This window comes from Ureibacillus sp. FSL K6-8385 (assembly GCF_038593155.1).
GTDB lineage: Bacteria > Bacillota > Bacilli > Bacillales_A > Planococcaceae > Ureibacillus > Ureibacillus terrenus.
In genome coordinates, this window is record NZ_CP151968.1 from 131,026 (window position 1) to 146,279 (window position 15,254).

Genomic DNA, 15,254 nt, shown 5'->3' on the forward strand with positions numbered 1-15,254 from the left:
TCCGGTTTGGAGAGCTGGATAAGAGGGATTTCCTGATACCTCCATTTGCGTTATTGTATTTTTATATTGTTTTTTCTGAAGTATTCGATTTGCCGAAATTAGGAACCTGATTGTTTGATAACGGGATTGTCGCCTGGATTGGCGCCGCATTATGCATGCTGGGTTTAATGTTATTCGTGTGGAGCCTGATTTCGTTCGGGGAAAGTTTCAGAGTCGGAATTGACGAAGAAAAACCCGGCAAACTTGTTACAACAGGAGCGTTTGCGATTAGCCGCAACCCCATTTATACGGCCTTTGGAATGGTATTGGCCGGGATATTCCTGATTCTGCCCAACTTTATTTTATTGTTGTACACTTTTGCCGGATTCTGGCTTTTCAACCGCCAAGTGAAACTGGAAGAAGCATCATTGAGAAAAATCTATGGAAAAGAGTACGAAGAGTACTGCAAAAAAGTCAGCAGGTATTTATGAGATTGCAGATTCGGGCATGGCAGGTCAATCATGGACTGCCATGCCCGTTTGATTTTTGGTTCAAAGGAGCCGGACTTCCGATTACCTCAGTTCTTGGATTTCCTTCAGGGATAGACCGGTAATCTTTGAAATGTATTGAATGTCCATCTGTTCCTCAAGCATTTTTTTCGCGATTTCCATTTGCTGTTTTTTCGCTCCTTTTTGAAAGGCTTCATCTTCCCGCCGCTTTGCATTCCGCACATCCACTTCCTCTTCAAGCGTCCGCTTCAGACGTTTTTCATAGACGGCCATCTTTTTCTCCGATTGGCTTAGCGTACGCCATCGATGCAATGCCTCCCGAATATGGTCATCCCTGAAAGAGATTAAATCCAGCTCTTTATATATGTCATGGTATACCTTGCCATTGCGATGGTCGACGATTGCAAGCAGCAATAGCCATCTTGCCTTCGGGTCGCTCCAAGGGTCGGCTCTTTTCGCTTCAAAGTCCCGGATTAATTTTGGGAATTCGATAAAGTGCAATTCGAAGACATCGCGGAGGAAGTCGCCGGCATGCTGCTCCCCCAACAGGTAAACCGTGTGAAAGCTTTCCGTCTGGCTGAATAATTCATAGCTCAAAAAGTTGATGCAAATGACCGGATGTAAATCGTTGTCGTTTTGTTCCGCATAGGATTTCGATGCGTAATAAAGGGAGCGTTTCACGATATCGAAACGGTTCAAAAAGTTGATCAATATATGCAGTTTTTTGCCATCTTTTGCCACGCCGATCAAATGAACGGGTTCCGCCGGATTGTTTTCGTCCAAGGAATCGGATGGCATGGAGATGCGTTGAATTTTTTGCTCCGGTTCCCGGTTCAGAATTTCATTTAAAAAGGTGGGCGCCAAGCTGGGATGTTGTTTCCCGGCGATTACCATTTGGAAGGCGGCATCAATTTTCAGATCCATCCATTGTTGAAGTTCTGCTTTTCTATTGTTGTCCAAGCCGATCACCCTGTCAGGATTTTTCTAACACTACTTTATCGTTTATGGATGGACGCTATGACAACGGAGCGGGACAAAAAGGGGAGGGTCCATGAAAGATTCCCCATTTTAAATCCATATATTCTGATAAGTTAGGTTGTTATTTATCTATGATATTTCCATCTTCTTCTATTTTCCATTTCATTTATGCTGAAAAGACGGAAACAGCTGGACAGCGATGGATGGAAATGTTAATGTAATAAAAAATTTTTCAAGGGGTGTATGGTATGACAGTGGAACAAAAAATACGCGAATTGCACCATTTTATTAACGGTGCATTGGTGCCCGGCACCAGCGGGCGCTATTCGCATGTCTACAATCCTTGCACAGGGGAAGTGATTGCACGGGTGCCTCTTGCAACGAGGGAGGAGGTCCGGCAGGCAATCGAATCGGCAAAAAACGCTTTCCCGAAATGGAAGTCGCTGTCAGGGGGGAAACGTTCTGAAATTGTGCAGCGGTTCCGACAATTGGTGAAAGAAAACCAGGATGAATTAATAGAAATCATTTGCGAGGAAAGCGGAAAAACGAGGGGGGACGCACGGGGGGAAATCCAGCGCGGTCTGGAATCCGTCGATTTGGCGATCAACGCGCCGCACATGATCAAAGGGGAATATTCGGTAAATGTCGGCGGCGAAATCAACATGTTTTCCAGAAAAGATCCGCTTGGCGTGGTGGCCGCCATTTCGCCGTTCAATTTTCCGGTGATGGTGCCCCTTGCCCAAACGAGCATGGCAGTGGCAACAGGGAATGCCGTGATTTTAAAACCTTCCGAAAAAGTGCCGATTTCGGCGCTGTACATTTCAAAACTATGGAAAGAAGCCGGGCTGCCGGATGGAGTATGGACCGTCATCAACGGGGACAAGGAGGCTGTTGATGAACTGCTTGAAAACGAAGAGGTGAAAGCCGTCCACTTCGTCGGTTCTACCCGTGTGGCAGAGTATGTTTATCAAACCGGCACGAAATTCAATAAGCGGGTGGCGGCCCTCGGCGGAGGCAAAAACTTCATGATTGTCATGCCGGATACGGACCTGGACCAGGCCGCGAACGCCTTTATCGGAGCGGCTTATGGGGCGGCTTCCCAGCGTTGCATGGCGCTGTCCGGCGTCATTCCGGTGGGGAAAGAAACAGGAGACAAATTGGTCGCGATTTTAAAGGATAAAATCGGGAAGCTGAAAGTGGGTCCGTATACGGATGATGAAACGGATTTTGGACCGGTCATTTCAAAAGAATCGAAAGAAGCGATTCTCGGCTATATCGAACGGGCTCTGGACGAGGGTGCAAAATTGGTGACGGACGGCCGGAATCCGGAGATAGCAAAGACCTCGAACGGGTTCTACCTCGGTCCAACTTTGTTGGATGAAGTGAAAACGGATATGGAAATTTTTAAAGAGGAAGTATTCGGCCCGGTCCGCATTGTGGTACGGGCGGATTCCCTGCAGGAGGCGATTGGCATCATCAACTCCCACGAACTCGGCAACGGCGTAACGATCTTTACCAATAACGGAGCCGCCGCCCGCAAGTTCCAGGATGAAATTGAAGTGGGCATGGTGGGAGTCAACGTGCCGATTCCGATTCCGGTGGGCTACCACAACTTTGCCGGCTGGAAACGCTCGAATTTCGGAACGGGCGTCATGTTCGGGCCGGAACAGGCGAATTTCTTCACGAAAAGAAAAACGATTTCCGAGAAATGGCTGGCAATCGGGGACGAAACCGAAGCGGCTTTCGCATTTCCGAGCGATGGCGGTTCAAAATGATGGATTTGCCGTGAACATGCCGGTGCCATCTATTGCATGAATAGGGCTGTCCGGATAGGGATTTTCCTTCCGGACGGCTTTTCGTTTTGGGACGGGTGGAACAAAATTTAGTAATGACAACTCCGGGCATTCGTGGGAAAATTTTATAGTAACGGCATCAATGCCATAACCGCTACACGGGAGCTTTGCTCCAAAAAAGGGGGATCGGAATGAAAATCAGGGAATTTACGTTAACAACCGTATTTTTGGCCATTATTTTATTATTTGCACTAACTCCAATAGGATTTATCCATTTAGGTGTCATCAAAGCAACCCTTATTCATATTCCAATCATTATTGCATCCATTCTATTGGGTCCCAGAATCGGGGCTTTTCTGGGGCTCGCCTTTGGAATATCCAGCATTGTCACAAATACCATGGCGCCGACCCTATTATCCTTTGCCTTCTCTCCGGCCATTCCGGTGCTGGGGACAAGCCACGGCAGCCCATGGGCGCTGTTTGTTGCCATCGTGCCAAGGGTGCTCGTCGGCATTCTCCCATATTATCTCTTCAAATTTTTCCAAAAAATATTGCCGAAGAGCTTCAATCAGAAATTGTCCTTATTTCTGACGGGCATGCTGACAACGGTTTTGCATACTTTTTTGGTGATGGGTTCCATTGCCGTGATATTCCATGATGCTTATGCGAAAGCGGTGAATGCGGACAGTCTGGCAGGCATTATGGTTGCCATTTTTATGGTGTTTTTGACAAATGGCATCGCGGAGGCGACGCTGGCCGCTTTTGCCGCTGCGCTGGTTGTGCCTCCGCTGTTGAAAGCTGTGAATAAGCCGGCGGGCTAATTGATTAAAAATTTCCCTGCAAGGCAAATCCGAGTGCTTCAGAAGAAGTTATTCAAATATTTTCAATGTTCATTGCGAATCACTTGAAAGTCGAAGAAAATCTATTAAAATATGTAATTGCGTGTGGTTATGAATGAAGGAATAGATAGGGAGAGGCCAGCCGTATGCAAACGGGCTGGCCTCTCCGTTTTTTTATAGGCACTATAAAAAATGTAGAAATACAGATGAATTTTCGAATTATTTCCCGAGAAATGTCTTATTTTAGAAAGGAAATTTCCTTGATTGTCGAAGCATGGATCATCAAATCCGGGAAATTGGCTGATTTCAGGCGAGAATAAAAAACGCCATCCATGCAAGTTTCTTGCAATTTGTCGAAACGCTTGTCAGGTTTGAAATGAGGAATTTTCTCGCATCTTGCGGGGTTCCCGGCAATCGGCGGAACTTTCGAATTTCGCCATTACAGAATAAAATGGAACTGACAAGACGGGATGGGAAACGTAAAGGGGGAAATAAACAATGGTTCAATACAGAGCGACGACAATGGCCAGGAAAGGCATGGTGACTTCGCCGCATTATTTGGCATCCCAGGCTGGCCTTTACGTTTTAAAAGAAGGAGGGAATGCGATTGAAGCGGCCATTGCGATGGCCTCGACCATCGCGGTGGTGTATCCCCACATGAACGGCATCGGGGGAGATAATTTTTGGCTCATCTATAATGCGAAAAACGGGGAAATAAAGGCCATCAACGGAAGCGGCAAATCCGGAGAAAAAGCTTCCATAGAATTTTATCGGTCGCAAGGCTGCGAATCCATTCCTGCCCGGGGACCCCTTGCGGCGAATACGGTGCCGGGGGCAGTCCGCGGATGGGATACGGCCTACCGCTACGGCCAAGAGAAAATGGGGAGCACAAAATCTTGGGGCAATCTCCTCGAACAAGCGGTTCAATATGCAAAAGAAGGCTTCCCGGTGACGCCAAGCCAGCACCGCTGGACTAAAATCAATTTGGATGAAGAGGATTCCACCTTTCGGGCGCTGGGGCGTTTCGAAGAATTTGCCCGAATTTTCCTGAAGGACGGCAAACCTTATGAAGTGGGCGATATCTTCATCCAGGAAGATTTGGCCAACACGCTGGAACTGATTGCCCGGAATGGGGCGGACTATTATTATGACAGTGAGCTGACGGAACGAATGGTGGAAGATTTGCAAAAACACGGGGGCCTCCTGACAACGGATGATTTCAAGAATCATACAAGCGAACTGATGGAGCCCATTTCCGTTCCTTATCGGGACTGCATCGCCTACAATCTTCCGCCCAACACGCAGGGAATCGCGTCCCTGTCCATCCTGAACATATTAAACCACTTTAATATGGAGGAGATTGAGGAAGGCTCCGCAATGTATTATCACGTGTTGACGGAGGCCGTCAAACATGCTTTCCGGGACCGGGACAAATATTTGACGGATCCGGCATTCATCCACATTCCGGTCGGGGACTTGCTCAGCCCGGAACGGGGAGCGGCTTATGCGGAAAAAATCAGGAACCATTCGAATGCCGGAACATTGCCTGCAATGGATCCGAAAGGGGATACGGTATGGTTTGCGGCGGTGGATGAAGAAGGCAACGCGGTTTCCTGCATCCAGAGCATCTACCATGAATTCGGGTCGGCCTTCATCCCGGAAGGAACGGGGGTTTTGTTGCAAAACCGGGGATGCTTTTTTTCGCTTGATGAAAAGCATGTGAATTCACTGAAGCCGCGGAAACGATCCTTCCATACGCTCAATTCCGCCATGATGATGAAGAACGGGCGGCCTGTCCTTATATACGGAACAATGGGCGGCGAAGGACAGCCGCAGACGCAGGCCCTGCTTGCCACGCGCATCATTGATTACGGCATGAACGTGCAGGAAGCCATTGAGGCCCCGAGATTTCTTTACGGGCGCACCTGGGGGGCCGATTCCAATACGCTGAAAGTGGAAAGCCGCATTCCGGAAAAAGTGAGGAGAGAGTTGGAGCGGTACGGTCATGTTGTGGAAGCGGTGGAAGAGCTGACGGAATTGATGGGCCACGCCGGCGCGATTTATATTGATGAAAAAGGAGTCAAATATGGAGGAGCCGATCCACGCGGCGACGGGATGGCCCTCGGATATTGACAGACATGCCGATGACAGCTTCTCAAATTGGAACAGATTCAAAAAGACATTCCCTGCGCCTCTTGGCGGGAATGTTTTTTTGTTCACAAAAACTGAAATTTCTGCCAAAATAAAATTGATAAAATTTATAACAATACTTTTCTTTTAAAAAGAAAGGTTTTATTAAAGGTTTATGGTATACTAATTATCTGCCAAATAATGCAATATTCACCATATCTGGATGTTTTGTGCATGAAAAAACAGATTCTTTGCCGGACTTATATAAAGGAAAAGGCTTTGGACAGCGTTTATCATTGAATATGCAAATGCGGGATTGCGCGGAAAGGGGATGAATCATGGCAAGCCAGAAGGAAATCTTTGTTGCCTTTTTCCGTTCGGGCATATTGGGATTTGGCGGAGGGCCTTCCGCAATCCCTCTTGTCAAAAAAGAAGTGGTCGATACTTTTCAAATGATGACCGATGAAGAGTTCGCGGAAGTGCTGGCCATCGGCAACACCCTGCCAGGCCCCATCATCACAAAAATGGCCGGATACATCGGATATCGGACAGGCGGCTGGATTGGCCTCATCAACGCCCTGATCGCCTCCGTCCTTCCGACGGTCCTGTTGATGATTCTTTTCCTGGCTGCTCTTAAACAATTAAAAGATTTTGATTTCGTCAAAGGGATGACGAACGGGGTCGTTCCGGTTGTAACCGTCATGCTGGGGCTGCTCACTTGGGACTTCCTGAAAAAATCGAAGAAATCCCTGGGCTGGAAAGCGGGCGGATTCATTTTCGCCGCTTCGTTCGCCGGCATGTTCGTCATCGGACTTCATCCGGGCGTCATCATTGCCATACTGTTTCTTGCCGCATTGCTTCTGCCCGCAAAAAAAGAGGGGAAAGATGAATGATTTATTTGCAATTGTTTTGGGCATTTTTCTATCCCGGAATATTGGGTTATGGCGGAGGACCTGCTTCCATCCCGTTAATCGAGCATGAAGTCGTGGACAAATACGGCTGGATGACGACGGCGGAATTCAGCGAGGCATTGGCATTGGGGAATTCCTTGCCCGGCCCGATTGCGACCAAAATGGCGGGTTGCATCGGCTATGAAGTTGGAGGGATTTTTGGAGCGATGGTCGCCTTGTTTGCGACGGTGGGCCCATCCCTGTTGGCCATGCTGGTTTTGCTCAATATTTTGTATCGCTACCGCCAATCCCCAAGGGTAAAGCGCCTGTCGGGTTTTGTGCTTCCGGCGATTGCGGTGCTGCTTGCGGAAATGACTTTTGATTTTATGAAGACCTCCCTTGATATAATCGGATTGCTGGCGACGATGCTGCTCATTGCCGGGGCGTATGTCGCCCTCGAAAAGCTGAAAATCCACCCCGTCTTTGTGGTGATGACGGGTCTGGCAATTGGCGGAATTTTTCTTTAAATTTCGCCGGAATGGGGGCTGAATTGCCGGCATGGCCCCGAACGAATTTGATTTCTATTTTTTCCATTTAAAAGGTAAAAATAGTATAAATTAGAATTTTAATAGGGATAAAGTCGTGTCCCTCTATAAAAAATAGGTTTAAAGGGTAAAAAAATTATCTAATGGTTCCATTTCAAATGAAGTTTTCGTTGTATATAATTATAATCACACTGTTAAAAATATGACTTTATTATCGGAACAAAAAGATTGTGATAGAATTTCATCGGGTATGTGGTGGTTCAATGAATAATTTACGGGGCAAAATCATCGTGGGAATTGTTGTTTTTTCCATACTAAGCAGCGCGTTCATCGCAATCATCAATTATATCAAGCTGAGGGATCAGACGATCGAGGAAAACCGGTTGATATTTCATCGGATTGAAGGGACGATCAAAAATTCGATCGAAACGTTCGAAAAGGCCATGGGGCTGCTCGATTACAACACCGCGTCAGAAATGCATAATTATTCTTTGAGGCTGATTGAAAAATATAAAAAAAATCCCAATTTTGATGAATGGGATTTCGAAGAATTATATAAAGAAATCGGCATGCACATATACATCATCGACCAGGATAACGTCATCACCCACAGCAGTTTTCCGGAAGATATTGGATTGGATTTTGATGAATGCTGCAAGAAGCTGGCCTACTTATTGGATTACCGGAGAGATTCCGGGGAATTTTTCCACGAGGCCATGGATATAGAGCAGAAAACGGGGGAACTGAAAAAATACAGCTATATGGCCACCCCTGATAAAAAATATTTGATTGAATTGGGCTACTCGCTGAATGAAAACATTGTATTCGACACATTCAACTTTTTTCAAACGATCGATGAGCTGAAAAAATTGTACCCTTATATTTATGACATACATATTTTAAATATCGGCGGGTTGACGTTTGGGAAATCCGCATCAGACAGGAAACTGACGATGGAACAAAGGAAAGCCTTCGAAGCGGCTTTGGCATCAAAGGAAACAAAGGAAATTGAGGGCGAATGGAAAGGGAAACCGGCCACTTACCGCTATGTTTATTATGATTCGGCCTATGATGAAGATTTCGCGGAAAACAAAGTCATTGAAATCATTTACGACAAAAACGTTTGGAGCGAAAATCTCGGCCAATATAAAAAAATGTTCCTGATCCAGCTGTTCATTATTCTGAGCTTTGTTCTGGTGCTTTCCTTCGCCATTGCAAGACCGATGTATCTGGCTTACCATGACCGATTGACAGGGCTTTCCAACCGGTCCGCTTTCGATGAATTATTATCGACGGTCAAAGCGAAAAACGGAAAGAAGACGGCCTTCTTCATGATTGACCTGGACCATTTCAAAGAAGTGAATGACATCCGGGGGCATCATAAAGGAGACGCGCTGTTGAAACAAGTGGCGCACATCATCCACAGAACCATATCACGGAAAGGGGTGGCCTACCGCTACGGAGGGGACGAATTCGTGGTGGTGGTGAATTCGACGACGCCGGAAGAAGCGAAAGAATTGGCGCAAAGCATCATTGAAAAAATCAACGAATTTGTTAGAAAAAATGAGGATATCTATAATCTCGGCGTTTCGGCAAGCATCGGCATTTCTTTCTATCCGGACGACGGCGACGACAAAAACCTGCTTTGCAAGAAAGCGGACGCGGCTTTATATATGGCAAAGAAAAAAGGAAGAGGGCAATATTCCATCTTTCAATCCGAACAATCCTGAGAAAAGAAGACCACGATACGGAACGGGCGTCTGAAAACGGAAAGGCGCCCGGTTTTTTTATGGCGGAACCCGTTTGATCCAAGTAATAAAAAAGGCGTGTGCAGCATAAGATTTCTATTAATATTTTTTTATTTTGATTGACGGGTCCATGTCCATGGATTCGAAGAAATGAAAAAGCAGGGGATCAACAGGTTTTTCAAGCTCCGGATTGATATTGAACCTTTTTAAACAGAAGAGGATTTGGATTTTTTCCGCGCCCTCTATTATCCCATGCTTGCCAAAGAGAAGGAGGAGGACATATGGAAGCCAAATTTTGCAGCGAATCAAGGGTATTGCGTTCAAGCAGGGTTTTTCCCAACGACTTCAACAACCACAATACGATGTTTGGCGGACGTCTGCTGAGCGACATGGACCAGGTGGCTTCGATTTCCGCCGCAAAACATAGCCGGAGGGAATGCGTAACCGTTTCGGTGGATGCGGTTGAATTTTTGCATCCGATCAGGCCACAGGAAGCGGTCTGCTTCGAATCTTTTGTTACATGGACCAACCGGAGTTCCATGGAAATCTTCATCAAAGTGCATGCGGAAAACCTGCGCACAGGCGAATCCAAAATTGCGGCAATTGCCTATTTCACCTTTGTCGCCCTGGATGAAAACAAAAAACCGACCCCTGTGCCAAAGGTGATTCCGGAAACCGCGGAAGAGAAGTACCTGCATCAACAGGCGCAAATGCGCGCGGCGCTAAGGAAGCAAAAAATAGCCGTCAACAAGGAAATCGTTTCATACTTGAAGGAGCATAGCACATCTCCAAAAGTGATTATGGAGTACTCCAATAAATAAGCCGGAAAACGTTATGCCAGTGAGGGGATTTTCAGGAAAACTGAAGGCCGGGCGACAGGTCCGGCCTTTTCAATTGAGCGGCTGTGTGCCGCACTCCCGCCCGAAATGATGCGTCTTTAGAGTTCCGTCGTTTGAATTTCGGGCGGCTTTGCTCCTATACTTTTTGTATGAGGTATGAAATACATATTTCATCCATATCAAAATACATGGAATAAAGGAGCAACTCTCATGAATCTGCGGCAGCAAATCGAAAGCTTCGTGCCATATAATGCGCAGGAAGCAAAGGACAAAGAGCTCATCCTCCGCTATATGGACACATTCGACAATCTATTGACCCGCGACAATGAATTCGCCCATTTCACGGCTTCCGCCTGGATTGTCAACAAAGACCGCACAAAGGTGCTGATGATCTACCACAACATTTACCAGTCCTGGTCGTGGACAGGGGGGCATGCGGACGGGGATGCCGATTTGTTGAGGGTGGCCATCAGGGAAGCGAAAGAGGAAACCGGATTGAAGGAAGTCGTGCCCGTAATGGACGACATCTTTTCCATTGAAATTTTGGGGGTGGCCGCCCATGAGAAACACGGCCGGCATATCGCCACCCATGTGCATCTGAATGCGACCTTTTTGCTGGAAGCCGATGAAGGGGAAACGCTTTGCATCAAACCGGACGAAAACAGCGATATCAAGTGGTTTCCGTTGGATGAAGCGGTGGAGGCGAGCACGGAGCGGGATTTGCAGGTGGTTTACCGGAAGCTGAATGAAAAACTGCATTTATTGAAAGAAAAATGATGCGCGATGGAAAAACAAAAAGAACCGCATTGCAGGATGCGGTTCTTTTTGTTTTGCTATGGAGCATACCGGACTCGAACCGGCGACCTCTACGCTGCCAGCGTAGCGCACTCCCAGCTGTGCTAATGCCCCGTAATATCTCAATGTTTTGGCCAATACTTGAAACCGTTTGGCCTTCTTGCAAGCGGAAATTTAATATAGGACAGTCTGTCAGTATTTTATAGCAATACATTAGGATGTGTCAAGAATGCCGGCGCCAAGAAATAAGCAAAGACGCCTTGCAAGCATCAGCTTGAAGAAGGGAATCGCCTTTCGTTGCCGAAATATTGCAAGGAAAACTATTTGACAAGTGGTGTTGCATGAATCTGAAAAAACTGTCCGAAATGGCTAAAAAGCAAAATGACATCATAAGTGATGAAATGGCAAAGGAAATGGGATTTGCCCAAGAAGTTTTGGAAACGATCAAGCAGGTTGCCAACAATAAAGCGCTGATTGGGGAAACGAAGGCGGCGAAAAAGCTTATATTGTGGCGGGATTAATAATCGCAAAAATAAAATAGTTTCTTCTTTAACTATTGCGCGCGTTTCCGCATTCTGCGGGAACGCCTCTTTTGTATGCCGATGGACGGTTGATTATCGGAAGCAGGGGGCCGTTTAATCAGTCTTTAAAGCCGCATATGCCTTTTAATTGCGTTCAGAAGATCCGGTCCTTTATTTTCCTTTCCACCGATCATTTCTGCCTTATCCCAAAGGATTACCGTATTTATTAAAAATAGGAGAAACGCATGAAAATCAATTATTTCTGTATAATGATAGTTTTTTTCTATTATAATCATAGAAATCTTTTATTAGACGAACTTGACATTCCTCTTTACAATTAGGCTTAAAGGGTTTGTATACTGTCAATAATCCTAATATAGATCCCAATCCTGGTTGAAAGAATTCCATTGCCTCTTTTTTCTAAATATTCTTGAATCGAAGAAAACCAAAATATACGAGGTGACTTGTTGATGGAAAAAATCATAAGCGAAAAAATCAGAAACAAAGCATTCTTGGACAAAATCGTATCTGCCGAAGAAGCGGCTTCCTGGATCCAGGACGGCATGAACCTCGGCATGAGCGGTTTCACATTGTTCGGTGAACCGAAGGAGTTCCCAAGAGCTTTGTCAGAACGCGGCAAAAAAGAAAAATTCAAAGTCAATGTTTATACAGGGGCTTCATTGGGACCTGCAGCCGACCAGGCAATGGCCGAAGCGGGAATCGTGAACTTGCGCGTTCCTTATCAGGCGAATCCGGTAATGCGCAAAAAAATCAATGACGGCGAAATGTATTATATTGACCAGCATTTGTCCCACATGGCGGAGGAAATCCGTAAAGGCACTTTAGGAAAAATCGATTATGCGATCATCGAAGCGGCCGCCATTACGGAGGATGGCCTGATCATTCCAACGGGTTCTGTCGGAAACTCTCCGATTTTTGTCGAAAAAGCCGAAAACGTTATCATTGAAGTGAACTTGACTGCGCCAAAGGCATATGAAGGCATTCATGACATTTACATTCAAAAGGATCAGGGAGAACGCGGCGAAATTCCGATTTACAACGTATCCGACCGCATTGGCGAAATCGGGATCCGTGTAGATCCTGACAAAGTAAGAGGCGTTATTTTGTCCAAACAGCCTGACATTCCTTCCCCATTGTTTGAGCCAAACGAAGAAACTCAGGCGATCGCCGACCATCTGATCGACTTCCTGAACAAAGAAGTGGAAGAGGGAAGATTGCCGATTTCATTGGCTCCATTACAATCAGGGGTAGGTTCCGTTGCCAACGCCGTTCTCAAAAACATGAAAGATGCCCAATTCAGAGATGTGGAAGTGCACTCCGAAGTATTGCAGGACGGAATCTTTGATTTGATTGACGCGGGCATTGTAAAATTCGCGACAGGAACAGCATTGTCCCTTTCCAAGAAACGCGTGGATTCCTTGGCTGAAGACTTGGAAAAATATAAAGACAAAATCATGTTCAGACCTCAGGAAATTTCCAACAATCCTGAAGTCATCCGCCGATTGGGCGTCATCTCATTCAACACTGCGCTGGAAGTGGACATCTACGGAAACGTCAACTCCACTCACGTGAGCGGAACTCACATCATGAACGGTATCGGCGGTTCCGGAGACTTTGCGCGCAACGCACGAATCACGATTTTCGTAACGCCTTCTTTGGCGAAAGGCGGAAAAATTTCGGCGATTGTGCCATTCGTATCCCATATCGACCATACTGAGCACGATGTGGATGTCATCATCACAGAACAAGGCTATGCGGATCTTCGCGGATTGCCTCCGGTGAAGAGAGCGGAAAAAATCATCGAAATCGCCCATCCGACGTACAGACCGCAATTGCGTGCATACTTTGAAGAAGCAAAAGCGAAAGTGGGCGGACAAACACCGCATATTCTCGAAAAAGCGTTCTCTTTCCACACAAATTTGAAAGAAAAAGGGACTATGCTTTTTGAAGAAGAAAAAGTAAAATAAGGTAAAGATGGAAAAGGGTTACGTATCAGACAACGTAACCCTTTTTATATCCAAAAAGAATCAATTCCAGATAAGAGGATGGAAGAATGTTGCGTTTGATCAAACATGATTTGGGGGGACTTAGTTGATCACGAATGAAAAAGCGATTGAGCTGTATGAGCGGAATGAGACGAGAAAATCCTTGGAACTGTTTCATCAGGCAGTGGAGGAGAGCAGAGATGTACAGTCCTTGAACAACCTGGCCTGGATGTACCTTTATGAGGAAGAAGATGTCGACCGGGCTTTCGAATTGATAAAGGAAGCGGTCGAAATGGATCCTGCATCATATTTTCCCTACAATATCCTGGGGGAAGTCTTCATCAAAAAGGAACTTTGGAAAGAAGCGGAAGCGGCATTGAAGAAATCCCTTTCCATTCAACCATCCAAAGAAGCCATCAAAAATTTGGCTGCCGTTTATTACAAACTGGGAGAATTGGAATTGGCCGCCAAATACTACTTGCAGGCGGCGGAAAATTCGAACATTGCCATGTACAGCCACATCAAGTGCCTGGTTGACCTCGGCCGGACAAAGGAAGCGAAAGAAAAATTGGACCGTTTCCGAATCATCGACCATGATACGGATGACCATATAGGAGCGATTGAAATAGCGGATTTGTATCTCGACCTGGAATACTATGTCGAAGCGGTCCGCTGGTTCGAAAAAGGATACAATGTCTATACGTACAGCCCTTATTGGATTGGACGGTTCGCCTATGCTTTGTACAAGCTGGACCGCATTTCCCGGCTGGATGAAGTCATCCAGGAAGCGATGGAAAATACAAACAGGGCCATTGAGGAAATTTCCCAAGAAGAAGTGAGCGAAAACTGGACACAGGAACAAAAGAATGATGCCATCGACAACTACACAAAAGAGTACAACTATTATAGACAATTGAAAGGGCGGATTCTGTCGGGGTATGTGCCGAAACTGGAGTTCGAACCGCATTTTACGGGCGGATGTTACCTGTTCGGATGCAAGCGCCACGGGAATCCGGAGTATCAGGGGTACATCAGGCAGCGGAGATGACCAGATACAGTCAGTTCAAAAAGTAAAGGGGATTAAGAAAATGGATGTCAGATATCCGATCGGGGAACTCCAAATCCCTGATCCCATTACATTGGAACAGGTGCAAGAATGGTTGAAGGACATTGAGACATTCCCAGCCCGGCTGAAGAGGCGGTGGACGGGCTGAGCGGCGAGGATTTGGATAAAACGTACCGGGAAGGGGCATGGACGGTCCGGCAGCTCGTCCATCATATTGCGGATGCCCAGTTGAACATATATATCCGGATGAAATTGGCGCTGACGGAGGACAACCCGTCCATCCCGGCATTTGATGAAAACGTATGGGCGGTCTTGCCGGATGCCGGACTGCCGGTGGAAGCGTCCTTGAAAATCATTGAGGGTCTCAATGCGCGGATTGCCGCCTACGCGCGGACTTTGACGGAGGAACAGCTCCATCAAACATACCGCCATCAAATCAACGGCAACACCACAGTGGCGGCCGAGCTGGCAAAATGCCATTGGCACGAAGAACACCATCTGGCCCATATCCAAATCGCATTATCCAGATAAACGGGAATCCGGCCCGCCGAAAGATCGGCGGGCCGGGTTTTTGTTTGTGGATGAAAGGCATTAAGCGGCCGGAAGAATTTGGACA

The 15,254-nt window shown here is 46.5% G+C and carries 13 protein-coding genes, 1 tRNA gene and 1 pseudogene; 13 read left to right on the forward strand and 2 right to left on the reverse strand.

The annotated features are described in order from the left end of the window. Positions 1-110: 110 nt before the first annotated feature. Entirely contained in the window at positions 111-470 is a 360-nt protein-coding gene (locus NST62_RS00625; RefSeq protein ID WP_220125027.1) for an isoprenylcysteine carboxylmethyltransferase family protein, read from the forward strand. An 81-nt stretch (positions 471-551) separates the two neighbouring features. Here NST62_RS00625 and NST62_RS00630 read toward each other — a convergent pair whose 3' ends face one another. Further along, the gene (locus tag NST62_RS00630; protein ID WP_141601144.1) at positions 552-1,448 is read right to left on the reverse strand and encodes an Rpn family recombination-promoting nuclease/putative transposase; all 897 of its coding nucleotides are present in this window, start codon (positions 1,446-1,448) and stop codon (positions 552-554) included. A 266-nt stretch (positions 1,449-1,714) separates the two neighbouring features. On the opposite strand from NST62_RS00630, the gene NST62_RS00635 reads away from it, so the two are divergent. From NST62_RS00635 to NST62_RS00670, 8 genes are all read left to right on the forward strand, one after another. Then, positions 1,715-3,241, forward strand: a complete 1,527-nt coding sequence (locus tag NST62_RS00635; protein ID WP_141601145.1) for a CoA-acylating methylmalonate-semialdehyde dehydrogenase — start codon at positions 1,715-1,717, stop codon at positions 3,239-3,241. A 209-nt stretch (positions 3,242-3,450) separates the two neighbouring features. Continuing rightward, on the forward strand, positions 3,451-4,080 hold the full coding sequence (locus tag NST62_RS00640; RefSeq protein ID WP_141601146.1) for an ECF transporter S component: 630 nt from the start codon (positions 3,451-3,453) through the stop codon (positions 4,078-4,080). Between the two features lie 516 nt (positions 4,081-4,596). Next, positions 4,597-6,231 (forward strand): gamma-glutamyltransferase, encoded by a 1,635-nt coding sequence (gene ggt, locus NST62_RS00645; protein WP_141601147.1) that lies wholly within the window; start codon positions 4,597-4,599, stop codon positions 6,229-6,231. Between the two features lie 335 nt (positions 6,232-6,566). Then, a complete protein-coding gene (locus NST62_RS00650) occupies positions 6,567-7,121 on the forward strand; it encodes a chromate transporter (RefSeq protein WP_141601148.1) in 555 nt (184 codons plus the stop codon). After that, positions 7,118-7,645, forward strand: a complete 528-nt coding sequence (locus NST62_RS00655; RefSeq protein WP_141601149.1) for a chromate transporter — start codon at positions 7,118-7,120, stop codon at positions 7,643-7,645. The genes NST62_RS00650 and NST62_RS00655 overlap by 4 nt, the downstream gene beginning before the upstream one ends. 281 nt (positions 7,646-7,926) lie before the next feature. Next, positions 7,927-9,393 carry a GGDEF domain-containing protein gene (locus NST62_RS00660; protein WP_342463023.1) on the forward strand — a complete coding sequence of 489 codons (1,467 nt, stop codon included), beginning with the start codon at positions 7,927-7,929 and terminating at the stop codon, positions 9,391-9,393. Between the two features lie 299 nt (positions 9,394-9,692). Then, positions 9,693-10,232 (forward strand): acyl-CoA thioesterase, encoded by a 540-nt coding sequence (locus NST62_RS00665; protein WP_141601151.1) that lies wholly within the window; start codon positions 9,693-9,695, stop codon positions 10,230-10,232. Positions 10,233-10,460: 228 nt separating this feature from the next. Beyond that, complete coding sequence (locus NST62_RS00670; RefSeq protein ID WP_141601152.1) at positions 10,461-11,027, forward strand: NUDIX hydrolase; 567 nt, start codon at positions 10,461-10,463, stop codon at positions 11,025-11,027. Positions 11,028-11,086: 59 nt separating this feature from the next. Here the strand turns inward: NST62_RS00670 and NST62_RS00675 are convergent. Further along, positions 11,087-11,159: transfer RNA gene (locus NST62_RS00675), tRNA-Ala, on the reverse strand. A gap of 227 nt (positions 11,160-11,386) precedes the next feature. Here NST62_RS00675 and NST62_RS00680 point away from each other — a divergent pair. The 4 genes and pseudogenes from NST62_RS00680 (at position 11,387) to NST62_RS00695 (ending at position 15,169) form a co-directional block, all read left to right on the forward strand. Then, entirely contained in the window at positions 11,387-11,566 is a 180-nt protein-coding gene (locus NST62_RS00680; protein WP_328216063.1) for a hypothetical protein, read from the forward strand. A gap of 470 nt (positions 11,567-12,036) precedes the next feature. Continuing rightward, a complete protein-coding gene (locus tag NST62_RS00685) occupies positions 12,037-13,554 on the forward strand; it encodes a succinate CoA transferase (RefSeq protein ID WP_342463024.1) in 1,518 nt (505 codons plus the stop codon). Positions 13,555-13,678: 124 nt separating this feature from the next. Next, positions 13,679-14,620 carry a tetratricopeptide repeat protein gene (locus NST62_RS00690; RefSeq protein ID WP_141601155.1) on the forward strand — a complete coding sequence of 314 codons (942 nt, stop codon included), beginning with the start codon at positions 13,679-13,681 and terminating at the stop codon, positions 14,618-14,620. Between the two features lie 40 nt (positions 14,621-14,660). Further along, positions 14,661-15,169, forward strand: a pseudogene (locus tag NST62_RS00695) (YfiT family bacillithiol transferase). Positions 15,170-15,254: the final 85 nt, after the last annotated feature.